This window comes from Desulfocurvus vexinensis DSM 17965 (genome assembly GCF_000519125.1).
GTDB classification, from domain to species: domain Bacteria; phylum Desulfobacterota; class Desulfovibrionia; order Desulfovibrionales; family Desulfovibrionaceae; genus Desulfocurvus; species Desulfocurvus vexinensis.
Genome location: NZ_JAEX01000002.1, coordinates 486,232 through 509,961, shown reverse-complemented (window position 1 = coordinate 509,961; position 23,730 = coordinate 486,232). Strand labels below are relative to the sequence as shown.

19 protein-coding genes are annotated in these 23,730 nt (G+C 68.4%); 3 read left to right on the top strand and 16 right to left on the bottom strand.

Features of this window, described 5'->3' with window-relative positions; all coding sequences use genetic code 11:
- Positions 1 to 3: 3 nt before the first annotated feature.
- From G495_RS0105285 to G495_RS0105260, 6 genes are all read right to left on the bottom strand, one after another.
- Positions 4 to 1,089, bottom strand: a complete 1,086-nt coding sequence (locus G495_RS0105285) for a type IV pilus twitching motility protein PilT (RefSeq protein WP_028586947.1) — start codon at positions 1,087 to 1,089, stop codon at positions 4 to 6.
- A gap of 61 nt (positions 1,090 to 1,150) precedes the next feature.
- Positions 1,151 to 1,717, bottom strand: a complete 567-nt coding sequence (pgsA, locus tag G495_RS0105280; RefSeq protein ID WP_028586946.1) for a CDP-diacylglycerol--glycerol-3-phosphate 3-phosphatidyltransferase — start codon at positions 1,715 to 1,717, stop codon at positions 1,151 to 1,153.
- A 4-nt stretch (positions 1,718 to 1,721) separates the two neighbouring features.
- Complete coding sequence (locus G495_RS0105275) at positions 1,722 to 2,300, bottom strand: lytic transglycosylase domain-containing protein (RefSeq protein ID WP_051445101.1); 579 nt, start codon at positions 2,298 to 2,300, stop codon at positions 1,722 to 1,724.
- Positions 2,301 to 2,352: 52 nt separating this feature from the next.
- A complete protein-coding gene (locus G495_RS0105270) occupies positions 2,353 to 3,270 on the bottom strand; it encodes an Mrp/NBP35 family ATP-binding protein (RefSeq protein WP_028586944.1) in 918 nt (305 codons plus the stop codon).
- 131 nt (positions 3,271 to 3,401) lie between these two features.
- On the bottom strand, positions 3,402 to 4,364 hold the full coding sequence (locus G495_RS0105265) for a DUF368 domain-containing protein (RefSeq protein WP_028586943.1): 963 nt from the start codon (positions 4,362 to 4,364) through the stop codon (positions 3,402 to 3,404).
- A 30-nt stretch (positions 4,365 to 4,394) separates the two neighbouring features.
- Positions 4,395 to 5,039, bottom strand: a complete 645-nt coding sequence (locus tag G495_RS0105260; protein ID WP_035250934.1) for a protein-L-isoaspartate(D-aspartate) O-methyltransferase — start codon at positions 5,037 to 5,039, stop codon at positions 4,395 to 4,397.
- Between the two features lie 172 nt (positions 5,040 to 5,211).
- Between G495_RS0105260 and G495_RS0105255 the strand changes: the two genes are divergently transcribed.
- The gene (locus tag G495_RS0105255; protein ID WP_028586941.1) at positions 5,212 to 5,652 is read left to right on the top strand and encodes a CBS domain-containing protein; all 441 of its coding nucleotides are present in this window, start codon (positions 5,212 to 5,214) and stop codon (positions 5,650 to 5,652) included.
- Between the two features lie 94 nt (positions 5,653 to 5,746).
- On the opposite strand, the gene G495_RS17780 is transcribed toward G495_RS0105255, so the two are convergent.
- The 5 genes from G495_RS17780 to G495_RS0105230 all read right to left on the bottom strand — a co-directional run bounded on the left by G495_RS17780 (position 5,747) and on the right by G495_RS0105230 (position 10,310).
- Entirely contained in the window at positions 5,747 to 6,367 is a 621-nt protein-coding gene (locus G495_RS17780) for a hypothetical protein (RefSeq protein ID WP_245588369.1), read from the bottom strand.
- A gap of 316 nt (positions 6,368 to 6,683) precedes the next feature.
- A complete protein-coding gene (locus tag G495_RS0105245; protein ID WP_028586940.1) occupies positions 6,684 to 6,956 on the bottom strand; it encodes a HypC/HybG/HupF family hydrogenase formation chaperone in 273 nt (90 codons plus the stop codon).
- Positions 6,957 to 6,973: 17 nt separating this feature from the next.
- Positions 6,974 to 7,480, bottom strand: a complete 507-nt coding sequence (locus G495_RS0105240) for a HyaD/HybD family hydrogenase maturation endopeptidase (protein WP_028586939.1) — start codon at positions 7,478 to 7,480, stop codon at positions 6,974 to 6,976.
- 89 nt (positions 7,481 to 7,569) lie between these two features.
- Positions 7,570 to 9,288, bottom strand: a complete 1,719-nt coding sequence (locus G495_RS0105235) for a nickel-dependent hydrogenase large subunit (RefSeq protein ID WP_028586938.1) — start codon at positions 9,286 to 9,288, stop codon at positions 7,570 to 7,572.
- A 68-nt stretch (positions 9,289 to 9,356) separates the two neighbouring features.
- Complete coding sequence (locus G495_RS0105230; protein WP_028586937.1) at positions 9,357 to 10,310, bottom strand: hydrogenase small subunit; 954 nt, start codon at positions 10,308 to 10,310, stop codon at positions 9,357 to 9,359.
- 527 nt (positions 10,311 to 10,837) lie between these two features.
- Between G495_RS0105230 and G495_RS0105225 the strand changes: the two genes are divergently transcribed.
- Positions 10,838 to 12,142, top strand: coding sequence for a M23 family metallopeptidase (locus G495_RS0105225; protein ID WP_035250931.1), 1,305 nt, complete (start codon positions 10,838 to 10,840; stop codon positions 12,140 to 12,142).
- 266 nt (positions 12,143 to 12,408) lie between these two features.
- On the opposite strand, the gene G495_RS0105220 is transcribed toward G495_RS0105225, so the two are convergent.
- The 5 genes from G495_RS0105220 to G495_RS0105200 form a co-directional block, all read right to left on the bottom strand.
- Complete coding sequence (locus tag G495_RS0105220; RefSeq protein WP_028586935.1) at positions 12,409 to 12,903, bottom strand: GNAT family N-acetyltransferase; 495 nt, start codon at positions 12,901 to 12,903, stop codon at positions 12,409 to 12,411.
- Between the two features lie 13 nt (positions 12,904 to 12,916).
- A complete protein-coding gene (locus G495_RS0105215) occupies positions 12,917 to 13,579 on the bottom strand; it encodes a uracil-DNA glycosylase (protein WP_028586934.1) in 663 nt (220 codons plus the stop codon).
- An 81-nt stretch (positions 13,580 to 13,660) separates the two neighbouring features.
- Entirely contained in the window at positions 13,661 to 17,245 is a 3,585-nt protein-coding gene (locus G495_RS0105210) for a PEP/pyruvate-binding domain-containing protein (protein WP_028586933.1), read from the bottom strand.
- A gap of 162 nt (positions 17,246 to 17,407) precedes the next feature.
- Complete coding sequence (locus tag G495_RS0105205) at positions 17,408 to 21,094, bottom strand: pyruvate carboxylase (RefSeq protein WP_028586932.1); 3,687 nt, start codon at positions 21,092 to 21,094, stop codon at positions 17,408 to 17,410.
- 81 nt (positions 21,095 to 21,175) lie between these two features.
- Positions 21,176 to 22,066 (bottom strand): biotin--[acetyl-CoA-carboxylase] ligase, encoded by an 891-nt coding sequence (locus G495_RS0105200; protein WP_028586931.1) that lies wholly within the window; start codon positions 22,064 to 22,066, stop codon positions 21,176 to 21,178.
- A gap of 226 nt (positions 22,067 to 22,292) precedes the next feature.
- On the opposite strand from G495_RS0105200, the gene G495_RS22770 reads away from it, so the two are divergent.
- The gene (locus G495_RS22770) at positions 22,293 to 23,492 is read left to right on the top strand and encodes a tRNA nucleotidyltransferase/poly(A) polymerase-related protein (RefSeq protein ID WP_028586930.1); all 1,200 of its coding nucleotides are present in this window, start codon (positions 22,293 to 22,295) and stop codon (positions 23,490 to 23,492) included.
- Positions 23,493 to 23,730: the final 238 nt, after the last annotated feature.

Below are 23,730 nucleotides of genomic sequence, written 5' to 3'. Positions count from 1 at the left end.
CGGCTACGCGCCCTCGGTGAAGTCCTGCGGCGGCCTGGTCAGGAACTGCTTGAACTTGGCCTTGTCCACGGCCTTCTCGTAGGCCTCGTTGGGGTCGATGACCCGCTGGTTGAGCAGCTTGAGGATTTCGTCGTCCAGGGTCTGCATGCCGAACTTGCGCCCGGTCTCCATCACGGAGTTGATCTGGAAGGTCTTGTTCTCGCGGATCAGGTTGCGCACGGCGGGCACGCCCACCAGGATTTCCAGCGCGGCCACGCGGCCCTTGCGGTCGATGCGCTTGAACAGCGTCTGCGAGACCACGGCGCGCAACGACTCCGACAGGCCCGCGCGGATCTGGCCCTGCAGGTCGCCGGGGAAGACCTCGATGATGCGGTCCACCGTCTTGGCGGCGGAGATGGTGTGCAGGGTCGAGAAGACCAGGTGGCCCGTCTCGGCGGCCTCCAGCGCCAGCTGGATGGTCGCCAGGTCGCGCATTTCGCCCACCAGGATGATGTCGGGGTCTTCGCGCAGCGCCCCGCGCAGGGCGGCGGAGAAGCTCCGGGTGTCGCGGCCCAGCTCGCGCTGGTTGATCAGCGCCTTCTGCGGGGTGTGCACGAACTCGATGGGGTCTTCGATGGTCAGGATGTGCTGTTTGCGGTTCTTGTTGGCGTAGTCCATGATCGCCGCGAGGGTGGTGGACTTACCCGAGCCGGTGGGGCCGGTGACCAGCACCAGGCCCTTGGGCAGCAGCGCGAGATTCTTGAGCAGCGGCGGCAGGGACAGCTGCTCCACGGTGAGGATCTCCGAGGGGATCTCGCGGAAGACCGCCGCCACGCCCCGGGACTGGTTGAAGAAGTTGACGCGGTAGCGGGCCAGCCCGGGGATCTCGTAGGCGAAGTCAATGTCGCCGGTTTCCTCGAATTCCTTGATCTTGATCTCGGGCGTGATCTCGTAGAGCAGCTTCTTGAGCTCGTCGTGCTCCAGAACCTTGTACTTGACCCGCTCCAGGTCGCCGTGCAGGCGGATGATGGGCTGGTTGCCCGAGGACAGGTGGAGGTCGGACGCCCCCATGTCGTGGACCATCTTGAAGAACGCGTCTATCTGGGCCATTGCTCCCCCCGGTCAGGTTTGGTGTACGGGAAGGCGGCCCGGCGCGACGCGCCACTCCGCCTTATGCCCCCTTTTCCGCTGTATATACCCAATTCTTGTAAAAAGTGTACAAGTAATTGCCCCCGGAGAAAACCGTGAGCGCCAGGGCCAGATACAGAAACACCAGACCCAGGGGCTGCGGGTCGAAGCCCCACCAGGGGTAATGCAGCAGAAGCGGGCACACGGCCAGGATCTGCATCACGGTCTTCATCTTGCCGTACCTGTCGGCGGCGATGACCACCCCCTGCTCCACGGCGATGGTCCGCAGGCCGGTGACGGTGATCTCGCGGGCCAGGATGACCACCACCACCCAGGCCGGAACCCAGGCCAGGGCGGCGAGCATGATCAGCGCCGAGCAGACCAGGATCTTGTCGGCCAGGGGGTCCAGGAATTTGCCGAAGGCCGTGACCTGCCCGTAGCGCCGGGCCACGTAGCCGTCGGCCAGGTCGGTCAGCGAGGCGGCGATGAAGAGCAGCATGGCGATGAGGCAGGTCACGCGGTTGGGGTAGGTCAACAGGACCACCAGCCCCGGCACGGCCAGCACACGCCCCAGGGTCAGCTTGTTGGCCAGGTTGAGTTGCTTGAGCATGGCTTCAGGAACCGCCTTTGAGTTTCTTGTACAACGAAAGAACCTTGCGCACATAGTCCTGGGTTTCGCGGAAGGGCGGCACGCCCCCGTAGCGTTCCACTTGCCCGGGGCCCGCGTTGTAGGCCGCCAGGGCCAGGGTCGGGCTGCCGAAACGGTCCATCTGCATCCGCAGGTAGCGCACCCCGGCCTCGATATTGCCCTCCACGTCGTGGGGGTCGGTCAGGCCCAGGTCGGCCCCGGTGGCGGGCATGATCTGCATGAGCCCCTGGGCACCCTTGTTGGACACCGCCCCGGGCTGGAAATTCGACTCCACCTGGATCACGGCCTGCACCAGATGGTGGTCCAGCCCGTAGGCGTCGGCCTTGGTGCGCACCACGCGCATGATATCGGACTTGCGGGCGTCGGGAAAGTTCTTGAACACCGCGAAGACCCGGTAGGTGGTGCTGGTGGGCCGGTTGGTGAAGTGGAACTTGCCGCTGCCGTCCTCGAAAAAGTACATGCCAGCGCCGGACGCGCCGGGCACCGCGCAGCAAAGCACGGCGCCCAGCGCCATCAGGACGAGGAAGGGGGCCTTGCGGGGCATGGTCTCCTCCACCGGCACCCCGGGCCGCCCGGGGGGCGGGCCGGGGCCACTTCTACACGTGGGCCGAGGACACGGCTTCCAGGCTGTTCTGGGCCGCCGCGGCGATGGTCCTGGCCAGGGCCAGCAGGGCGTCCTTGGCCGGGGACGGCCCCTCCAGGTAGACCACGGGCGTACCCAGGTCGCTGGCGACCACGGTGGCCGGGTCCAGGGGAATCTCGCCCAACAGCGGCAGGCCGTACTTCTCGGCCAGGTCCCGGCCGCCGCCCTTCTTGAACAACGCGATTTCCTGCGCGCAGTGCGGGCAGATGAGCCCGCTCATGTTCTCCACCACGCCCAGGATGTTGGCCTTGGCGTATTGCAGGAAGTTGATGGCCTTGCGCACGTCGGCCAGGGACAGCTCCTGCGGGGTGGTGACCACGACGCACAGCGCGTCGGGAATCGTCTTGAGCACCGTCATGTGTTCATCGCCCGTTCCGGGGGGTGAGTCAATGACCAGAAAGTCCAGCTCGCCCCAGTCCACGTCGGACACGAACTGGCGGATGGCCGAGGTCTTCATCGGCCCGCGCCAGAGCACGGCCTGGTCCGGGTCCTTGAGCAGCGAGTCCATGGACACCGCCGCCAGGTTGTCGTCGTACTTGCGCGGCACGAGCAGGTTGCCCCGCCCGGTCTCCAGCCCGCCGCCGGTCAGGCCCAAGAGGCGCGGCACGCTGGGGCCGTGGATGTCCACGTCCATGATGCCGACCTTGTAGCCCAGCCGGGCCAGGGCCGCCGCCGTGTTCACGGTGATGGAGCTCTTGCCCACCCCGCCCTTGCCGCTCATGATGAACAGCTTGTAGCGGATGTGCGACAGGGTGCTGGAAATCACCTGGTCCTGGACCTTGAGCTTGGTCTCCTTGGGGTCGTCGCACCCGCCGCCCTTCTTGGCCGACGCGCACGAGGACGCCGAGGAGCAGGAACCGCAGGAACCCATATCCTCACCTCGTGGTTTGCTTGTGGCGTGGGCGGGGCGCCGGCCCGGAAAGCCGTCCGGACCGGCTGCCCCCGCGAAGTCTCTGCTAGCATAAGTCCCCGGGCCCTGTCTGCAAGGCCGAGGGGCGAAATTCACTGCCTGCGCGCGCTGACGGCCAGGCGGTCGAGGGCCAGCACGGCCACGAACCCGGCGGCCATGAGCCCCAGGGCCAAGAGCACTCCTGCGTCCAGGGCGCCGGGCAGCACCAACGCCTCGCGCAGCACAAGGACCTTGCCGCCGACGGTCGTGGTCTCCAGGGCTTCCTTCCAGGGCCAGACCTTGCGCGCCGCGCCGATCATGAAGCCCGTGAGCAGCGCCACCATGGGCGCGTGCCAGCGCGCCAAAAGCCAGCCGAGCAGCCGCGAGAACCCGGCGATGCCCACGGCGCAGCCGCAGCCGAAAACCAAAAGGATCAGCAGGTTGCCAGAGTCCAGCGGGTTGCGCAGGGCGGCGGTGACGTACTCGTACTTGCCCAGGATGAGCAGCAGGAACGAGCCGCTGATGCCCGGCAGGATCATGGCGCAGATGGCCACGGCCCCGCACAGGAACAGGAACCACGGCGCCTCGGGGGTGGACACCGGGATGAGCCCGACGATGGTCCAGGCCGCCACGGCGCCCAGGGCCAGGGCGCCCAGGGTCCGGGCGTTCCAGCGGCCCACCTCGCGGCCCACCACCAGGATGGACGCGGCGATGAGCCCCAGGAACAGCGCCCAGGTCTGCACGGGATGCACGGTCATCAGGTAATGCATCAGCCCGGCCATGCCCACCAGGGCCGTGCCCAGGCCCAGCAGCAGCGGGACGAGAAAGCGCAGGTGCAGCTCGGCCAGGGCCTGGCCCGGGCGCAGGCGCGCCAGCGCGGCAAAAAAGCGCAGGTTTACCGAGCGGATGGCCGCCAGCAGGTCTTCGTAGATGCCGGTGATGAAGGCCACGGTGCCGCCGGACACGCCGGGGATGATATCCGCCGCGCCCATGCAGAAGCCCTTGGCCGCCAGCAGCAGGGCCTGGGGCAGCGTCGTCGGGCCGGGCCCTTGGAGCCACGCGTGCTTGAACGTCATACGCCTTCCGCAGGGGTTCGGGGATAGGGGCTACCAGCCGTGGCGGCCCACCAGATCGACGAAGACCACGCCGCCCTTGTTCTCGCGCAGCAGCTCGCCGCCCTGGCGGCGGACCATGACGAGCTGCTGGTCGCGCCGCGAGCCGCCCACGGGGATGAGCAGGATGCCCGGGTCGGCCAGCTGGGCCAGCAGCGGCAGGGGCACATCGGGCCCGCCCGCCGTGACGAGAATCCGGTCGAAGGGCCCGGCCTCGGGCCAGCCCAGGGTGCCGTCGTCGAGCTTGCAGCGCACCCCGGCGTGCCCCAGGCGCGACAGGCGCACCCGGGCGGCGTCGTACAGTTCGGGGATGCGCTCCACGGTCCAGACCCGGGCCCCCATTTCGTCCAGCACGGCGGCCTGGTAGCCCGATCCGGTGCCGATTTCCAGCACGCTCATGCCCGGCTCCAGTTCCAGGTACCAGGTCATGAGCGCGACGATGTAGGGCTGGGAGATGGTCTGCCCGAAGCCGATGGGCACGGGGTGGTCGGCGTAGGCCTGGCCGTGCAGGGCCTCGTCCACGAACAGATGGCGCGGCACCCTGCGCATGGCCGCGAGCACGCGCGGGTCGCGCACGCCCCTGGCCTCGATCTGCTCCCGGACCATGCGTTCCCGGCTGCGGCGCATGTCAACTCGCATCACCCCTCCCTTTCCGGCGCAATCCATACGCCGCGCCCAGGCGCCACGCAAGGCGTTTCCCACCAGATTTCGCCACGCAAGTCAACTTCGGGGCCGTCCCGGGGCCAGGGCGCGGCCTTGACAGCCCGGGCGGGATGCGGGACTATGCTATGCAATACAAAGGAGTGCGCCCATGCTCACCGTGGCCGACCTGATGACCGGGGAAGTGTTCACCCTGCGCGAGACCGACACGCTCAAGACGGCGCGGTCCATGATGTCCCTGGCGCGCATCCGGCACATTCCCATCGTGGGCAAGGACATGGAATTCCTGGGCCTGCTCACCCACCGCGACATCCTGAACGCGACCATCTCGCAGTTCGCCGGGGTGGACCGCAAGACCCGCGACGAGATCGACGCAGGCATCCCCATCATGGAGGTCATGCGCCGCGACGTGACCGCCGTGGCCCCGCAGATGAAGCTGCGCGACGCCGCCGACATCCTGCTCAACCACAAATACGGCTGTCTGCCCGTGGTCGAGGACGGGGTGCTCAGGGGCATCATCACCGAGGCCGACTTCCTCAAGCTGACCATCCGGCTCATGGAGGCCCTGGAGGGCGACCTGGCCGACCTGTAGCGCCACGCGCGCCAGGCCGCGCCACGGGAAAAACGCATGGAGCGGGGCCGCCCTGGGGGCGGCCCCGCTCTCTTGTCCCGGCCTGGCCGGAGAGTCAGATCGAAAGATCAGCGGGCGGGCGAACGGCCCCGGGCTGCGGGCCCAGGTCCGCAGGGTCGAGCCCGCTGCCCCCGTACAGGGCGCGCACCTCGTCCAGGTCGATGAGCCTGGGCTCCACCAGGGTGAACCCGCTGGTGTCGCACCAGTCGTGGCGGTCGGCGAACTCCCCGTCGTAGCGAATCTCGTCCAGGATGTAGTAGTCCGGGACGCCCATGATGCGGTCCCACTTGTGGACCATGAATTCGAAACGCTGCGGGTCGAAATCGGACACGTTGTTCCAGGTCCACTGGAACTTGCAGATCTCGTTGTCGTAGCCCAGCACGCACAGGTAGCGGGCCTTGCTGTCCAGATACATGCGCCTGCGCAGGCGCAGCGGGTTGGCGACGATGCGCGACACGTCGAAGGGCACAGGCGCGCCGTCCAGTTCCACGCGCACGTTGCATTCGTCGTCGATCTTCATGCCCCAGGTGGCGGTATTGCCCTTGCGCCACCAGCGCAGGATCTTTTCGCGGTACACGTCCGTGCCCAGGCGGCGGATCATCCGGGCCGTGCTTTGCGAGACGGGATGCAGGGCCAGATCGCACGAGCGTCCGTGGACAATGACAGACAGGACCATGGGGCTGCTCCTTGGGCTGGGGTTGCACGTAAGACTGTCGCAGTGGTTGCATCCTCCGTGCCCAAAGCCGCCCTCTGCCTGCTTTTGCCCGATATTTCCCCACTTCCTGATCGGGGCTTTCCCGGACGCGCCGCCGCGCGGGCCATCGCGCCGCGCGTTGCGCGCAAGGCGGGCGCCTTGCGCGACTCCTGGCGCGACCGCAGCGCACCGCGCGGCGCCTCGCGCAGCGCACCGCGCGGCACACAAAACGGAACGCCCCGGCCGCCAGAAGCAGCCGGGGCGCCCATCGCGCAGTATCCGCCACCGCGCGGCGGCCTCACTCCGAAAGGTCGAAGGCCGTGTTGCCCACGGGCACAGTGCCCGTCAGGTCGGACATTTCCTTGAGCAGGGCCAGGGTCTTGCGGGCCTCTTCCTCTTCCACGGTGTTGATGGCGAACCCGGCGTGGACCAGGACGTACTCGCCCACGGCAGGCTTCACGGGCAGCAGCATGCAGGCGCACTTGATGAACGTCTCGCTGTCGCCCACCTGGACCCGGGCGATGTCCTCGTCAAGGTATTCGACAATCTTGCATGGCGTGGCCAGGCACATCCGCGTTTCCTCCTGGTCTAGTTGTCGTTGCGGGGCACGCAGGTGCCCCCTGCGGCCCTGATCTCCGCCAGGGCGCGCTCCATCAGTTCGGGAATCCTGTCCTCGATTTCCGGGCTCAGGGCCACCAGGGGGTCGGACTGGTAGTCCTTGGGCTCGATGCCGATAATGGTCGCGCTGGGGCGCTTGCCGGAAATCAGCTCGCAGCAGCACATGGTCTCGAGCAGGTCCATGTCGTGCACGGAGTTCTTGAAGGCCACGGACAGGCGCAGGTCGTCGCCTTCCAGGCGGTAGAGGGTGCCCGGCGGGTGGCCGTTGACCACGGCGTCGATGACCACCACGTGGTCGGCGGCGATGATCGGGTCCATGAGGATCATCCCGCGCACTCCGCCGTCCATGAGGCGCACGTTGTCGGAAAATTCGTACTCGCGCTCCAGGCGCTCGACCACCCGCACGCCGACGCCCTCGTCGCGCAAGAGGATGTTGCCCACGCCAAGCACCAGGATATTCTTTTGCGGATCGGCCACATGCGCTCCTTGCCGTGAAAACAGGAAAAGGGACCCGACCCCTGGGGGCCGGGTCCCTTTGTATAACCAGCGTTCGTGTCCTGTCTACCCTAGCAGACCTTGAACTTGTAGGTTTCGTTGGTCTTGGGGTCGATGATGTGCACGCCGCAGGCGATGCACGGGTCGTAGGAGTGGATGGTGCGCAGCACTTCCACCGGACGCTTGGGATCGAACACCGGGGTGCCGATCAGGGCCTCTTCCACCGGGGAGAGGACGCCGTCGTCCGAGCGCGGGCCAAGGTTCCAGGTGGACGGGACGACCAGCTGGAAGTTCTTGATCTTGCCGCCCTCGATCTCGATCCAGTGCGACAGGAAGCCGCGGGGGGCGTTCACGCAGCCGACGCCGAAGGCGGAGTCGGGCATCTTGAAGGGCGCCACGATGTCCTTCTTGCCGGCGGCCACGTTGGCTTCCAGCTTCTCGATCCAGGCGACCATCTCGTCACCGATGACCTTGGTCTCGATGCAGCGGGCAGCGGTGCGGCCCAGGGTCGAGAACAGGGCCGCGGGGCCGACGCCCAGGTGCTTGAGCACCAGGTCCACCACCGGCTTGACGCGCGGATGGCCCTTGCCGTAGGCGACCAGCACCTGGGCCAGGGGGCCGACCTCGGTGGCCTTGCCGTCGTAGCGCGGGGCCTTCATCCAGCTGTACTTGCCGGTGTTGCCCGTCTCCATCTCGTCCAGCGAGGTGTACATGGGCTCGGTGACGCCCTGCCACGGGTGCTTGGGCGAGCCGTCCTTGTACCAGCTGTGGGCCACGTGCTCCTCGATCTTCTTCAGATCGAAGTCGTGGACCACGGACAGGTCGTTGTTGAAGATCACGCCGGCGGGCAGGTAGCGCGAGCCCAGGTCGGACTCGTCCATGGGGAACTCGCCGCAGGCCGCGAAGTGCGTGGTGTGGCCGATGCCGCCCCAATCCAGGTAGTACGGCGCAACGGCCAGCACGTCCGGGATGTAGGTGTTGTTCACGAACTCCATGGTCTGCTTGAACAGCGCCTTGAACTGGGCGATGTTCTCGGGCTTGAGGGCGTCGTAGCAGGTGATGCCGCCCTCGTAGAGGCTCTGGGTGTGCGGGTTCTTGCCACCGATGATGGCCATCATGCGCGACGGCAGGATCTGGATCTTCAGGGCCTCCAGATAGTGGTGCGTGGCGATGAGGTTCAGCTCGGCGGGCAGCTTGTAGGACGCGTGGGGCTCGAGGAAGTAGGCGTTGGTGAAGATGCCCAGCTGGCCCTGCTCCACGAACTTCTTGACGCGGTCCTGGGTGGCCTGGAGCTCCTCGACGGTGTGCGGGCGGTGGCCCAGACCGGCGGTGTTGGCGATCTCGGCGGCCTTCTTGGGGCTGGCCGACAGGGCGCTGACAACGTCAACCCAGTCCAGGGCGTGCAGGTGATAGAAGTGCACGATGTGGTCGTGCAGGAACTGCGCGCCCAGCAGCAGGTTGCGCAGCACCAGGCCGGTCTCGGGGATGTCCTTCTGGACGCCCACGGCGTTGTCCACGCAGCGGGTGGAGGCCAGGGCGTGGGTGTGCGTGCACACGCCGCAGGCGCGCTGGGTGAAGTGCTTGGCGTCGCGCGGGTCACGGCCCTGGAGGATGATCTCCAGGCCGCGGAACAGCTGCGAGCTGGACCAGGCGTTCTTGACGCGACCGTTCTCGACCTCGACCTCGATGCGCAGGTGGCCCTCAAGGCGGTTCACCGGGTCGATGACGACCTTGCCGTTATAATTGCCGACGGGAGTCACCGGCATTTTACTCGTTTTACAACCAGCCATGATTTCCTCCTAAAAGGTTGCTCTTGTTCTTGCTTGTTGTTCAGGCGATAAAATGAAGCCGCCGAGCCTTACAGGGGCTCGTAGAACGGGCTCATCTCATCCCAGAAGTCAGGCTCGGAGCAACCGATGCAGGGGTGGCCCGCCTGGATCGGGAAGCTGACCTGGTTGAAGAGCACCTTGGGGCAGTTGTTGTAGGTGTCCGGGCCCTTGCAGCCCAGGTCGTACAGGCAGTAGCCCTTTCTGGCCTCTTCGGAGTCGAAGGACGGCGCGAACTCGCCGGCGTCGAAGTGCGGCAGGCGCGGGCAGTTGTCGTGCACGGTCTCGCCGTAGAACAGGGTCGGGCGGCCCAGGTCGTCCAGCTCGGGCATGCCCTTGGTCAGGAAGTAGACCACGGTGCCGATGAAGCTGATGGGGTTGGGCGGGCAGCCGGGAACCTGGACCATGGTGGCGCCGCCGAGAGCCTCGGAGCAGCCCTTGGCCGCGGTGGGGTTCGGGGCGGCCTTCTGCACGCCGCCGTAAGCGGCGCAGGTGCCGATGCAGATGGTCGCGGCGGCCTTGGGGTACACTTCCTCAAGGATGGAGAGCATGGTCTTGCCGCCGACCTTGCCGTGGATACCGCCCTCGGCGGTGGGAATGCCACCTTCCAGGACCAGAACGAACTTGCCCTCGTTGTGGTGGATGGTGTCGTGCAGGGCTTTCTCGATGGCCTCACCGGCGCACTGCATGAGGGTCTCGTGGTAGTCCAGCGAGATCACGTCGAACAGCACGGTGGCCATGTCGGGCTCGGTGGTGCGCAGCACGGACTCGGTGCAACCGGTGCACTCGGCGAAGTGCAGCCACACGACCGGGGGACGGCTGCCGGAGGTCAGGGCCTCGGCGACCTTGGCAGGGGTGAACGTCGCATCCGCGGCCATGGCGGCGGACACAGCGGCGCAGAATTTCATGAAGTCACGGCGGGAGATCCCTTTCTCTTCCAGAGACTTCATCACATCATTCTTACCGCTTCCAATAGAACATTTCATAAGACACCTCCATAGTTACCAAACAATCGGTGGGCACGTGCCCGCCAATATGGCAAACCTTCCTTCCAACCTGGTTGAGGGTTTATGAATCACTGCATTCGTCAACTGAAATTTGCAGGAATTTTCACCACAATTTCCGGAGGGCGTCAACCGAAAACCAGAATTTTCAGCCAGGATTTGAGCATATTCCCAATGGTTTACATGTTTGATGCATTGTTATGCCGAATGGTAGCACTGACGCAAAAATACGTATCACCAGCAGCGCTGCAATATCAAAATGTTCCCACAGAACGCTTGACGATGATTCTCCTTCTCCCCTGCGTCGGTGCGTCCGGAGGCGGCGGGCGCGCACGGTCCGCCCCTGCTCCGGACGCGGCGGCCAGCCACGCACCCACGGCGCACAAGCGCCCCTTGGCATGCGGGCGCGAAACGGGTACGCTGCACCCCCAGCAAACCACGGACGCCGCCGGTAGCGCACCGGGCCGCGCCCCCGACACCCAATCACCATCCCGAGGACCAGACCGACCATGCAGAAGATGCTCACTTTCGTTTTTGTCGCCCTGTTGGCCGCTGCGGCAGCCGGGGCCGCCCTGCTGTTCCTGTCCGACGGCCAGCCCCCCGCCCTGACCCTGACCCCCGCCTCGGGCCCCGTGGGCAAGGCCACCGAGTTCACCCTGGAGGCCGCCGATCCCTCGGGCGTGCGCGCGGTCATCGTCTCCCTGCGCACGGCCTCGGGCTCCACCGTGCTCGCCTCGCAGGACTTCGACAAGCTGCCCTCCGCCAGCCTGACCTTCACCCTGGGCGAAACCAAGGCTCCCGAAGGGCCCATCGAGATCGTGGCCTCGGCGGTGGACGGCTCCATCCGCAACCTGGGCAAGGGCAACGCGGGCGAGACGGTCTTCTCCATGACCATGGACACCCGGGCCCCGCACGTGTCCGTGCTCTCCGGGCAGCACAACCTGACCCGGGGCGGCGTGGGCTGCATTTCCTACACGCTCAACGAGGACGTGCGGCGCAGCGGCGTGCGCGTGGGGCCGCATTTCTTCCCCGGCTACCGCCTGCCCGGCGGCAACTACGCCTGCCTGTTCGCCTTTCCCTACAACATGACCCCCGCCGAGTTCTCCCCGCGCCTGGAAGCCGAGGACCTGGCCGGCAACCGCCGCGAGCAGACCTTCCCCTTCCACGTCAACGACCGCACCTTCCGCGCCGACGTACTGGAGATTCCCGACAGCTTCCTGGACGCCAAGATGCCCCAGTACGAGGCCGACTACCCCGAGGCCAGCACGCCCCTGGAGATCTACCTCAAGGTCAACACCGAGATGCGCGCGCGCGACGACGCGGCCATCCTGGAGCTGGGCCAGACCAGCGTCTCCGAGCCCCTGTGGCGCGGCGAGTTCCTGCGCCTGCCCAACTCCGCCCCCCGGGCCGGGTTCGCCGACGCCCGCACCTACCGCTACAAGGGCGAGACGGTGGACAACCAGACCCACCTGGGCGTGGACCTGGCCTCGCTCCAGGCCGCCCCGGTGCCTGCGGCCAACGCGGGCGTGGTGGTGCGCACGGGCTTCCACGGCATCTACGGCGAGAACATCATGATCGACCACGGCCTGGGGCTGATGACCATCTACTCCCACCTGTCGCAGATCGACGTGGAGCCCGGGGCCACCGTGGCCCGGGGCCAGATCATCGGGCGCACCGGCGCCACCGGCCTTGCGGGCGGCGACCACCTGCACTACGGCGTCTACGTCTCCGGCGTGGCCGTGAACCCCATCGAGTGGTGGGACCCCAGCTGGATCAAGAACAACGTCGCCGACCGCGTGGGCCACACCGAGTAGCCCCCGCGCCCACGGGCCGGGCACGACCCGGACCCCGGCCGACAACGGAAAAGCGCCCCGGAACCGCAAGGTTCCGGGGCGCTTCGCGTTGCGCGCCCCAAAAAGGCGGGGTGCCCCCCCGCCATCATCAGGGGCGAAACCGGGCGCGGCGCGCTGCACGCCAACAAGGCCGGGCTGGTTCCCGGGCAGGCAGGCGCCGCTGACTCCCGGCGCGGGCCGGGCGCTGATGCGCGCGCCAGCGCCCGGCAGGCCCCGCCCCGCGCCGCTCAGCCCAGGTCCAGGCGCATCTCGCGCCAGGCGGCCCCGCCGTGGGCCGAGGCCGAGGGCCCGCCGTCGGCAAAGCCCAGGCCACGGTAGAAATCCTTCAAGTGCTCCTTGCAAAGCAGCAGCACCCTGCCCCGCCCCCGGGCCCGGGCCTCGGCCACCAGCCGCGCCATGAGCGCCGCCGCCACGCCGCGCCCGCGCCAGTCCGGGGCCGTGGCCAGGGAAAAGACCACCAGGTTGGGCCCGGCGGGGTCGTGGCCCACCAGGGCCTTGAAGGCCTCGTCGGTGATGTCGTCCTTGCGCGTGGCGCCGCAGTTGACGTGGCCGACCACGGCCCCGCCCGCCTCGGCCACCAGGAAGGCCTCGGGAAAGCGCGCGATGCGCGTGGCGATGCTCTCCCGCGAGGCGGCCTCGGCGGGCGGGAAGCAGCAGGCTTCCAGGGCGTGGCAGGCGTCCAGGTCCTGCGGGCGGACGCGGCGGATGGTGAAACCGGACACGGGGCGACGCTCCCTACGACGGGGTGATCCAGCGCACGGGCGCCTGCCCGCGCGCGGCGAGCCACTGGTTGGCCCGGGTGAAATGGCCGCAGCCCAGAAAGCCGCGATGGGCCGACAAGGGCGACGGATGGGCCGCCTCCAGGACCAGGTGCCGCGCAGGGTCCACCAGGGCGGCCTTGGCCCGGGCCTGGGCGCCCCACAGCAGGAAGACCAGCCCCTCGCGGCCCTGGGCCAGGGCCCGGACCACGGCGTCGGTCAGCGCCTGCCAGCCCAGCCCGGCGTGGGACCCGGCCCGCCCGGCGTCCACCGTCAGCACCGCGTTGAGCAGCAAAACGCCCTGCCCGGCCCAGGGCGTCAGGTCCGGGCTCATGTCCGGCGGCGCGCCCAGCTCCTTGAAGATATTGCGCAGCGAGGGCGGGGGCTTGACCCCTGCGGGCACCGAGAAGGCCAGTCCGTGGGCCTGGCCGGGGCCGTGGTACGGGTCCTGCCCCAGGATGACCACGCGCACGGCGGAAAACGGGGTCAGCTCCAGGGCGCGCAGTTCCCGGCCCCGGGGCGGGCAGACCTCGCCCCGGGCGCGCAGGGCGTCCACGCGCGCCAGCAGCTCCTCGGCCAGGCCCCCGGCCAGCTCGGGCACATGGCGGCGCCACCGGCGCAGCGGATCGGAACGGGACATGGCGGCTCCTGCGGCGGAAAAACGAGCCCCCCGGGAATGTCCGCAGGGGGCTCGGGTGTTCGCATCGGGCCGGGGCCCGGACTACAGCTTCTTCTGGCGCTGGGCCTCCAGGGCCCGGGCCTGCTCGTCGAAGTCCTTGAACCCGGCCTGGTGCAGGGCGTCGGCCACGGTGGCCTCCCAGTCCCAGTCGGCGTAGATCACCGGCTTGTGGAACAGGGAGCGGAAGCGCTCCAGCTCCTGGCGGTAGAACTCCTCCTTGTCGGCGTCGAGGTTGTCGCGCAGCTGCACGGCAAAGCGCGCCAGTTCGCCCTCGTACCACTCCATGAAGTCGGCGGAGGTCTTGTACTTCTTGAGGATATGCCCGTACTTGTGATCTTCGATGAGCTTGACCAGCCGGTTCAGGTGCTGCTCCTTGATCCAGGCCCCCAGGCGCGAGGCCGGGATGCCCAGGGCCTCGACGGCGGCCATGTCCAGCTTGGTCTGGTGGTAGGTGTCGGGCACCACCGAGGCCGAAACGATGCCCGCGATGGCCACCAGCCCGCGGATGACCAGGCTGTTGGACACGCCCTGGCCGCAGAAGCCGACTTTCTTGCCGAACTTCTGGCCGGTGAAGATGGTCACCAGGATGGCCCAGACCACCGCCGGGTCCTCCTCGTCGTAGATGTGCTGGAGGCGCGAGTTGTCGCGGTCGGTGGCCAGCACCATCTGGGTCATGTCGTTGGAGCCGATGGAGAAGCCGTCGAACTCCTGAATGAACTGCTTGGCCAGGATGGCGTTGGCCGGAATCTCGCTCATGAGGATGAGCTTCAGCCCGTCCTTGCCGCTCCTGAGCTTGTGGACCTGCTCCAGGTAGCGCTTCATGCTGCGGGCCTCCTCCAGGGTGCGCACGAAGGGCAGCATCATCTGGAGGTTCTTGCCGCCGAACACGCCGCGCGCCAGCTTGAAGGCCTCGATCTCCCAGTCGTGGAGATTGCGCGACACGCCCCGGTAGCCGATCATGGGGTTGTCCTCGTGGGCCTCGAAGAGGTTGCCGCCCAGCAGGTTGCGGTACTCGTTGGACTTGTAGTCCGTGGTCCGGTAGACGATGTCGCGCCCGTGGAAGGCCATGGCGAACAGGGCCAGGCTCTGGGCCAGGGTCTGCACGTAGTGCTCCTTGCCGTTGCGGAAGCCGCGCGAGCGGATCAGCTCGCGGATCTTCCCGGGCAGGGTGCGCACGTCCTCGATCTCCTTTTCCAGGCCCACCTGGCGGGCGACCTCGGTCCGCAGGCGGCTGATGCGCTCCAGCACGTCCTGGACCATGGGCTCGTCCTGGACCTTGGCGCAATGGGCCTGCACGGCCTCCAGGGCGTCCTGGCGGCGCTTGTCCACCTCGGGGTCGGTGCCCGGGGCCTCGAGGATCTCGGTGTAGCCCATGATCACGGCCACGTGGGCTTCCAGGTCCTCGGAGGTCTTGAGCACTTCCAGGCGCTGGGTGGCCAGCTCCAGGTGGCCGTCGAGCTTCTTGTCCAGTTCGCGCAGGCGGCGGTGGATGGCCAGCACCTCGTCGGTGCCGCCCCGGGCGCCCTCGCGCTCGGTGAGCCCGGCGATCTCGTTGCCCAGGCCGCTGACCACGGCCACGTACTCGCGCAGCTTGAGGTCCAGGGTCTGGATGCCCGTGGCCAGGTGCTCGCGCAGGATCTTGGTCAGCTCGGCGTCGAGCTGGCGCAGCTTGCGGTTGACCAGCACCTCGAGCTTGCGGTTGTCGTAGGCCTCCAGGGCCAGGGGATGCACGGCGATGTTGCCGAGCATGAACTCGGCGCGCAGCAGGCCGACTTCGAAGTCCGGCACCTGGCGCAGGCGCGACAGGAACAGCGACTGGCCCACGTCGGCCAGGATCAGGCCGACCTTGGTCTTGGTGGCCGGCAGGGCCGCGGTGTCGATCTCGCCGCCGACTTCCATCAGCGGCAGGCAGCCGCGGTAGACCTTGCCGCGCGAGCCGTCCACCGTGACCTCCTGGCCGTCCAGGCTGCGCAGGATCTCGGCGCGCTGGATGCCGATGACCGCCGGGATGCCCAGCTCACGCGAGGTGATGGCCGCGTGGGAGGTGTCGCCGCCCACGTCGGCCAGGATGGCCGAGGCGATGCGCATGCCGGGCACCATGTCGGGGTCGGTGCGCTCGGCGGCCAGGATGTCACCCTTGTTGATCTTGTTCAGCTCCAGGGCCGAGCGCAAAAAGCGCACCGTGCCCTGCCCCGCCCCGCGCGAGGCGCCGTTGCCCTCGATGATGACCTCGGCCCGGGCCAGGGCCTTGGGGTCCACTTCCAGGCGGCGCATGAAGATGGTGTTGGGGTGCTGCTCGAACTCCTCGTTCCAGCGCGTCTCCGGGCGGGCCTGGACGAACCACAGCCGGTCGGAGCTGTCGATGCAGAACTCGGTGTCCATGATCATGCCGCCGTAGGCGCTGGAGATGCCACGCACGCCCCGGGCGACCTCCTCGGCCTGGGCCAGGGACAGGGACCACTGGTAGGTCTCCAGGTCGCCGACCTTGACGACCTTGGTGCCGCCTTCGGGGTCGTAGACGATCTTCTTGTCCTTGAAGCCCATGAAGCGGATGACGACCTCGGCCCCGTCCTCGCGCTCGAAGACGTAGAACTTGTCGGGGGTGACCATGCCGCCCACCACGGCCTCGCCCAGGCCGTAGCTGGCGTCGATGGACACCAGCTCCTTCTTGTCCGTGCCGCGGCAGCCGGTGGCGGTGTCCGCCGAGAAGGCGGTGCCCGAGATCACCGGGTTGATCATGCGCATGATGCACACCGACAGCGAGGTGTTCTCGATGGCCCATTCCTTCTTGGCCTGGGCGGCGTACTCGTCGTCGCCGGTGCGCTCGGCACGGGCGATGGCGTCGAGGATGGCCTCGCGGCGGTAGGTCATGGAGCGCAGGTTGTAGGCCGAGGCGCAGTCCCAGTGGTAGGCCTCCACGCACATGTTCTCGCCCACGATGTTCAGGTAGGTGTCCTGAAGCCCGGCGAAGGCCTTCTTGCGGCTGTCCTCGCCAGCGGCGGAGGAGCGCACGGCCACGGGCACGTCTTCGAGCCCGGCCTCCTTGCAGATGCCCAGGTAGGCGGCGCGCACGGCCTGGTCCACCTCGGCGGGCAGCTCCACGGAAAGGATGGCCGACTGCACGAGCACCGAGCGCTTGCGCAGCTGGTCGATGCCCTCGGGGGAGGTGGCGAAGCCGTCCACCACGTTGTTGACAAAGGTGCGCAGGCGCACCAGCGGGCCGCTGGAGGCGCCCTGGCGCACGATACGCGCGATGTTGCGCACGAACTTCTGCAGGAAGTCCGAGTCCTTGTTGACCTCCTCGTCGTTCCAGTCCACGCGGTTGTACTCCGCGTCCACGGTGGAGCGGACCAGGGCGGCGTTGACCTTGGTCTCGTCCAGCAGCTTGTGGAAGGCGATGGAGGAAATGGCCCGGAACTGCGGAGCACGGATGCCCGGCACCTGGCTGATGATGGCGGTGTTGTAGTTCTTGCCGCCGACCAGGATCTCGGACTCCTCGCCGATGGCCGTGATGTCGGCCCCGTTCAGCACGATCTGCCTGCGCAGCTCGGCCACATCCAGGCTCTGGGGCTGGGCGGCGGGGGCTTCGGCGCTCTTTCCTTGCTCGGCTTTCTTGGCTTTGGCCATGCTCTCCTCCTTAGCGGCATGGAACGGGAATGCTCACCTCGGGCCGGCCCCATCCGGAGTCCGGCCCGTCGCACGTCGAACAGCCACGCGCGCCGGAGCCCCGGGGGGGGCTTCCGGCGGCGAGGGCCGCGCGGCGCCGAGGGCGCCGCGCGGCCTTCTCGTCTACAGCTTCTGCCCGCACTCGGAGCAGAACTTGAACCGCTCGTCGAGGACGTGCATCTTGCAGGTGGGGCAGGTCCGGGGGATGGGCCCGATCTCCACCAGCAGCTCGCCTTCGACAACGGGAACCATCTTCTTCTCGTCCTTGTAGTTGGCGGACTTGAGCACCCGCCGGACCACGCCGTCCACCGGGGAGAGCACGGCCTTTTCCTGCTTCATGATCGAGATGTTGAACAACTCTTCCCCGGCCTTTACCACATCTCCGGGGGCCACGTACATGATCCAGAGGTCGCCGTTGGAGGGCGAGCCCACCTGCTGGGGGTTGTCCGGGTCGGCCATCTCCACCGTGCTCTTGCGCGCCCCGGTGCCCTGGGCCACCTTGACCTGCTCGGAGAGCGTCTCGGCGTCGAGCACGTAGCGCACGATGCTCATGCCGCGCTCGTCGGGCTCGGCGATGTCCAGAATGGACATCATGTGCGGCTTGCGCTTGGAGTCCTGGAATGTCACCTCGCGCCCGGGCTCCAGGCCCTCGAACCACACGTCCAGGGGCAGGTTGTTCGGGTCGCCGAACTTCTGGTGGAACTGGATGGTCTTGAGCGCGTCGCCGGGGTGGTTCAGGTACATGACGAACTCCTCGTCGGAGGGTTCGCGCTTGATGTGCCCGCGCAGGGCCTCCAGCTCGGCGTCCATGTCCATGTCGCACAGCTTGCCCAGGGGCGATTCCTCGGAGCGCGAGGCCAGGGCCTTGCGGTATTCGGGGCCGAAGGCGCTCTCGTAGACCCAGTCCGGCGGCCAGCCCAGGGGCAGGCGGCCATACTGGCCCAGCAGCAGGTTGCGGAAGGCGTCGTTGGCGTCGCAGTAGATGGCCAGCCGCTCGCGGCGCATATTGTCGGACATGTCGCGCTCGGGGGTGGCCACCACGTATTCCAGCACGTCGAGCAGGTCGCGCACGGCGCGCTCACCGCCGCGCTTGTGGGCCCCGGTCACGGCCAAAAACGCCGTGTTCCAGGTGATCTGCGAGCCGGGGGTCACGTCGTGGTAGCGCACGATCTGGCGCGTGCCGGCCAGGAACTTGAGCATGTAGGGCAACAGGTGGATGTGGCCCTGCTTCATGGCCCCCTCCTGGGAGGAGGAGGTCGCCCCGCCGGGCATGCCGTGGTCCACCACGTCGTAGTCGATGCCCTGGAAATACGGCGCGGTGTAGCGGTCGTAGTAGGGCATGATCTGCTTGAGCACGAAGTTGCAGGTGCGGATCATTTCCTTGTTCAGGTTGGTCTTCAGGCCCAGCTCCTGCTCCAGGTAGGCCGCCGTGGAGAGCACCTCGCCCTGGCCGTACCAGCGCACGCTGGCGCCGATGGCCGTGTCCACGATGTGCGCCCCGGCCTTGGCCGCCGCGCCCACGGCGGGCACGAACAGCCCGTCGGTGTAGTGGCGGTGGTAGTGCAGCACCAGGTCGGGATACTTGCGGCGCAGGGCGCCCACCAGCTCGCGCATGAAGTGCGGCGGGCAGACCCCGGCCATGTCCTTCAGGCCGAGGATGAACAGCCGCTGGGCCTTCTTGGCGCTGACGCCCGCCACCTGGCGCACCAGGGTCACGATGGCCTCGGTCACGTCCAGGTAGTGTTGCACGGTGAAGCCCTTGGCCCAGGACAAGGAGATGGCCGGCTCGAAGATGTTGCGCTTGCTGGCCAGGGCGACCTCGGCAAAAGGCCGCATATTCTCGATATGGTTCAGGAAGTCGAAGCAGCGGATGACGTCGTAATGCTCATTGATCATCTCGCCGGTCTTGCGCATCAGGTTCGAGGGCTGGGGCTTGTAGCCCAGCACGTTGGTGGAGCGGATGAGGATCTGCTTGAGGGTCTTGGGCGCGAACTCGTTCCACAGCGCGGCCTCGGTGAACGGGTAGGTCATGTTGGCCAGCATGGCCACGTGGAAGTGCGCGCCGCCGCCGTTCTCCAGGGAGAAGAACCCGCAGTTGTCCAGGTACTGGGCGATGAGCTTGTCTTCGGCCCAGCGGAAGCGGTTGCCGCTGTTGGACTGGGTGATGTCGCGGGTGGTGGTGTCCATGAAGTGGACGTGGTCCGAGTCGCGCAGGTAGTCCAGGGTGGCTTGGCGGTCGTGGCGCGGATACGGGTACTTGTAGGCGTTGGGGTAGATGCGCGGCAGCACCACCTCGAGGTGGCCCATGCGCTTGTCGCGCCGCCCCCGGTATTCGCCAAGCTGCACGTAGGGGTTGTAGCCCTTGGCCGAGATCTCGGCCACCAGCCGCGACAGGCGCAGGGCTTCGGGCTCCCAGTCCACGTAGTCCATGAGCTCGGGATGCGTGCGCACGAAGTTGGTGTCGAACTCGGCGTCGCGGAAGGCCTGGTTGCGCACGATCTGGCGGTGGAAGGGGATGGTCGTCTTCAGCCCGCCGATATGGTACTCGCGCAGGGCGCGGTCCATGACGCGCAGGGCCTTTTTCCACGACTTACCGTAGGCCACCAGCAGCGAGGCCGCCGAATCGTACTGCGAGGGGAATTCGTAGCCTGCGGTGATGCACGAGTCGAGCCGGATGCCGGGGCCGCCCGGGGAGACGTAGCGCGTGATAACCCCGGAGTTGGGGGCGAAGTTCTTCTGCGGGTCCTCGCAGTTGATGCGCACCTGGATGGCGTGGTTCAGCGGCCGGGTGTCGCGCTTGTTCAGGCGCAGCTTGGCCCCGAAGGCCACGGCGATCTGCTCCTCCACCAGGTCCACGCCGTAGCGGATCTCGGTGATGCCGTGCTCCACCTGCAGGCGCGTGTTGACCTCGATGAGGTACGGCGTGCCGCTCTGGTCCACCAGAAATTCCACCGTGGCCAGGGAGAAGTAGTTCACGGCCTTGACCAGGCGGATGGCGTATTCCTTGAGCCGCTCGCGCAGCTCGGGGGTCATGCCCGCCCAGGGCGAGGGGGTGATCTCCACCAGCTTCTGGTGGTTGCGCTGCACGGTGCAGTCGCGCTCGTCGAAGGCGAAAGCGTTGCCAAAGCGGTCGGCCACCACCTGGATTTCGATGTGCCGCACGCTGGTCAGCAGGCGTTCCACGAACAGGCGCGGGTTGCCGAAGGAGGCCTGGGCCATGGCCGAGGCCTTGGCGAAGGCGTCCTCGAGCTGGTCGGGCCGGAAGACCTCGTAGATGCCGCGCCCGCCGCCGCCGCCCTCGGCCTTGAGCATGATGGGGTAGCCGATCTCCTCGGCGATGCGCCGGGCCTCGGGGATGCTCACTGCACCCTCGGAGCCGGGCACCACGGGCACGTCCAGGGTCTGGGCCAGACGGCGCACCTCGACCTTGTTGCCCAAAAGGCGCATGGCCGTGGCCTCGGGCCCCAGGAACAGGATGCCCGCGCGCTTGCATTTCTCGGGGAAGGAATCGTCCTCGGCGGCGAAGCCCCAGCCGGGATGGATGGCCACGATGCCGCGGGCCTTGGCCTTGCGGATGATGCGGTCGATGTCCAGGTAGGCGCGGGGGTTGTCGCCCAGCAGCAACAACTCCTGCACGCCGGACAGCACCGGGGAGGTTTTGTCCACGTCCGTGGCGGTCATGATGGCCACGGCCCCGCCCATCTCGCGGATGGTGCGGGCGATGCGCCGACCGGGAATGCCCCGGTTGGCCACGAGAATCTTCTTGCCGGAAAGCTCGTTGAGCACTTCCTTGAAAGGCTTGGGACGCAGTTGCTGCTCAGACAATTCCGTACACTCCCTTTGGGCTGATGGTCCTCAACCGTCCGTGCACCCCCCGGCGCAGCAGGCACGTCATGGCAGGAAAACGCTCCCGGAGTGCAGGGTCACCCTGCGGCCCGAACGCTCAAGGACAAGCCCCCCGTCAGGGGCCAGGCCGAGCAACCGGGCCGAAAAGTCGCCCTCCGCTTCGCGAACCCTCACCTCCCGGCCCACCCAGGCCAGGCGGAGGGTGAAGCTTTCCAGAAATTGTGCAGGACTGCCGCCGGAAACTTTCAGGGCATACCAATTTTCGGCCCGCTCCACAAGACTCCGCCACAGGGAGATAATCGATTTCATTTCCCCGTGGGCCGTCAGGAAATCCGCCCGGGGCACGGCGTCGTCACGCAGCTCGTGGTCCTGCGGGGCGCTGGCGAGGTTCAGCCCCAGGCCCACGAGCACCACGCCCCCGCGCTCCTCCACCAGGATGCCGCCGACCTTGCGCCCGCCCACCAGCAGATCGTTGGGCCATTTGACGCGCACGGCAAGGCCCCGGGCGGCCAGCTCGTCGCAGACCACGGCCCCGGCCAGCAGCGGCGCCAGCGCGGCCCACGGCCCCGGGGGCGCGGGCCAGCGCCAGGCCGCCAGCAGGTCGCCCGGGGCGCTGTGCCAGGCGCGGCGCAGCTGCCCGCGCCCGGCGCTCTGGGCCACGGCCAGCACGGCGCCCCACTCGGGCAGCGCGCCTTGCCCCGCCAGGGCCCAGCCCACGTCCAGGGCCGAGGTGCACGGGCCGCACACGCACAGCGGCGCGCCGGAAGGCGCCCCGGCGGCGCGGTGCAGGCCGTCGTCGTCCTCGACCCAGGGGCCCAGGGCGGCCACGTCCGCAGCCCACAGGGCATGCGCCGCCCCAAGGGCCTCGGGGCGCAGGGGGCGGGCCAGGCCGTCGAGGCCCGGGCCCAGGAGGCTGACTCCGGCTGGCAGGTGCATGGGCGGGTTGTACGCGTGCCCGCGTGCGCGGTCAATTCGTGATTGCGCCAGGATTCCAGGAAGAAGCACCTCGCCGCTTCTCCCCGCGCAAGGACCAAGGCACCGGCCACCCGCCACCCCATGGGAGAGGCCCGGCCCAGCGCCGGGCCCAAGCGCCCGGGGGCCGCGCAATCCCCCGCGCGGCGCGGCCATTGGCAAGGCTCCCCGGGGCTGCTATTGCTGGGCCATGCTCATCTGTCTGGTCGGCGGCGCGGTCCGCGACATGCTCCTGGGGCGCGAGGCCAACGACAGGGACTACCTCGTCCTGGGGGCGACCACGGCCCAGTTCCTGCGCCGCTTCCCGAGGGCCCGCCAGGTGGGCAAGGCCTTCCCGGTGTTCCTGGTGGGCGGGCAGGAGTTCGCCTTCCCGCGCGAAGGCGGGCGCGTGGCCTGCTGCGGCGGCGCCCAGGCCTGCGACCTGCTGGCCGACCTGGGGGCGGACCTTCTGGCGCGCGATTTCACCATCAACGCCCTGGCCCTGCCCCTGCCCGACTACCCCGCCGAGCCGGACCCGGCCCGGGTGCGCGAGCTGGCCGTGGGCCTGCCCCACTCCCTGGCGGACCTGGACGCGCGCCTGCTGCGCCCCGTGGGGCCGACCTCCCTGGACGACGACCCCCTGCGCGTGGTGCGCGCGGCGCGCTTTCTGGCGCGCATGCCCGACTTCGCGCCGCACCCCGACCTTGTGCCCGCCATGGCCCGGGCCGCCGCCGGGGCAGCCTTTGCCGCCCTGCCCCCCGAGCGCGTGGGCGCCGAGGTGCGCAAGGCCCTGTGCAGCCCGGCCCCGGGGCGGCTGCTGCGTGTGCTGGCCCAGGCCGGGGCCCTGGCGCCCTGGCTGGCCGAGCTGGCCGGGGCAGAGACCATCCCCGCCGGGCCCGCGCCCTGGCACGACGAAAGCACCCTGGAGCACACCGCCCAGGTCATGGACCGCCTGGCGGGCGACGAGCTGCCCTGCTGGATGGCCCTGGCCCACGACCTGGGCAAGACGGCCACCCCCCGGGAGCGCCACCCCAGCCACCACGGCCACGACCGCCTGGGCGCGCCCCTGGCCCGGGCCCTGGGCCAGCGCCTGGCCCTGCCCAACCGCTTCATCCAGGCCGGGGAGCTGGCCGCCGCCCTGCACATGACCGCCGCGCGCTACCCCGAGCTGCGCCCGGCCACGCGGGTGGACCTGCTGGACACCCTGCACCGCGCGCGGCTGGTGGAGGAGATGTTCCGCCTGGCGCAGGCCGACCACGGGCAGGACCACGCGCCCCTGGCCCGGCGCGACCTGCGGGCCATGCTCGCCGTGACCCTGCCCGGCCCGCTGCGCGGCCTGGGCGAGGAATCGGGCCGCCGCCTGCGCGAGCTGCGCTGCCAGGCCCTGGCCCGCCAGGGCGCCGCAGGCTAGCCCGGGCGGGCCAGGCAGCCGGAGAGGACTCGCGCACCGCCGGGCAGCCCTGGCCCTGCGGCGCTGCCCGCGCCGAGCCGACACGGCGCGCTCCCGCCCGGCGGACATTGTGAGGCCACGCATTTCAAATACTTTGACAATAAAATTCAATTGGGCATATTACAGGGTGCAGGGGCGAATGCCACACGGGCCCGCCGCCCCGCTGCGACAGGCCCGCCGAGACAGGAGAATTCAAGGA

Bases quoted from the DNA above. Each gene is read 5' to 3' on its own strand.
- G495_RS0105285 (WP_028586947.1), bottom strand. From the start codon at position 1,089: ATGGCCCAGATAGACGCGTTCTTCAAGATGGTCCACGACATGGGGGCG.
- pgsA (WP_028586946.1), bottom strand. From the start codon at position 1,717: ATGCTCAAGCAACTCAACCTGGCCAACAAGCTGACCCTGGGGCGTGTG.
- G495_RS0105275 (WP_051445101.1), bottom strand. From the start codon at position 2,300: ATGCCCCGCAAGGCCCCCTTCCTCGTCCTGATGGCGCTGGGCGCCGTG.
- G495_RS0105270 (WP_028586944.1), bottom strand. From the start codon at position 3,270: ATGGGTTCCTGCGGTTCCTGCTCCTCGGCGTCCTCGTGCGCGTCGGCC.
- G495_RS0105265 (WP_028586943.1), bottom strand. From the start codon at position 4,364: ATGACGTTCAAGCACGCGTGGCTCCAAGGGCCCGGCCCGACGACGCTG.
- G495_RS0105260 (WP_035250934.1), bottom strand. From the start codon at position 5,039: ATGCGAGTTGACATGCGCCGCAGCCGGGAACGCATGGTCCGGGAGCAG.
- G495_RS0105255 (WP_028586941.1), top strand. From the start codon at position 5,212: ATGCTCACCGTGGCCGACCTGATGACCGGGGAAGTGTTCACCCTGCGC.
- G495_RS17780 (WP_245588369.1), bottom strand. From the start codon at position 6,367: ATGGTCCTGTCTGTCATTGTCCACGGACGCTCGTGCGATCTGGCCCTG.
- G495_RS0105245 (WP_028586940.1), bottom strand. From the start codon at position 6,956: ATGTGCCTGGCCACGCCATGCAAGATTGTCGAATACCTTGACGAGGAC.
- G495_RS0105235 (WP_028586938.1), bottom strand. From the start codon at position 9,288: ATGGCTGGTTGTAAAACGAGTAAAATGCCGGTGACTCCCGTCGGCAAT.
- G495_RS0105230 (WP_028586937.1), bottom strand. From the start codon at position 10,310: ATGAAATGTTCTATTGGAAGCGGTAAGAATGATGTGATGAAGTCTCTG.
- G495_RS0105225 (WP_035250931.1), top strand. From the start codon at position 10,838: ATGCAGAAGATGCTCACTTTCGTTTTTGTCGCCCTGTTGGCCGCTGCG.
- G495_RS0105215 (WP_028586934.1), bottom strand. From the start codon at position 13,579: ATGTCCCGTTCCGATCCGCTGCGCCGGTGGCGCCGCCATGTGCCCGAG.
- G495_RS0105210 (WP_028586933.1), bottom strand. From the start codon at position 17,245: ATGGCCAAAGCCAAGAAAGCCGAGCAAGGAAAGAGCGCCGAAGCCCCC.
- G495_RS0105200 (WP_028586931.1), bottom strand. From the start codon at position 22,066: ATGCACCTGCCAGCCGGAGTCAGCCTCCTGGGCCCGGGCCTCGACGGC.
- G495_RS22770 (WP_028586930.1), top strand. From the start codon at position 22,293: ATGCTCATCTGTCTGGTCGGCGGCGCGGTCCGCGACATGCTCCTGGGG.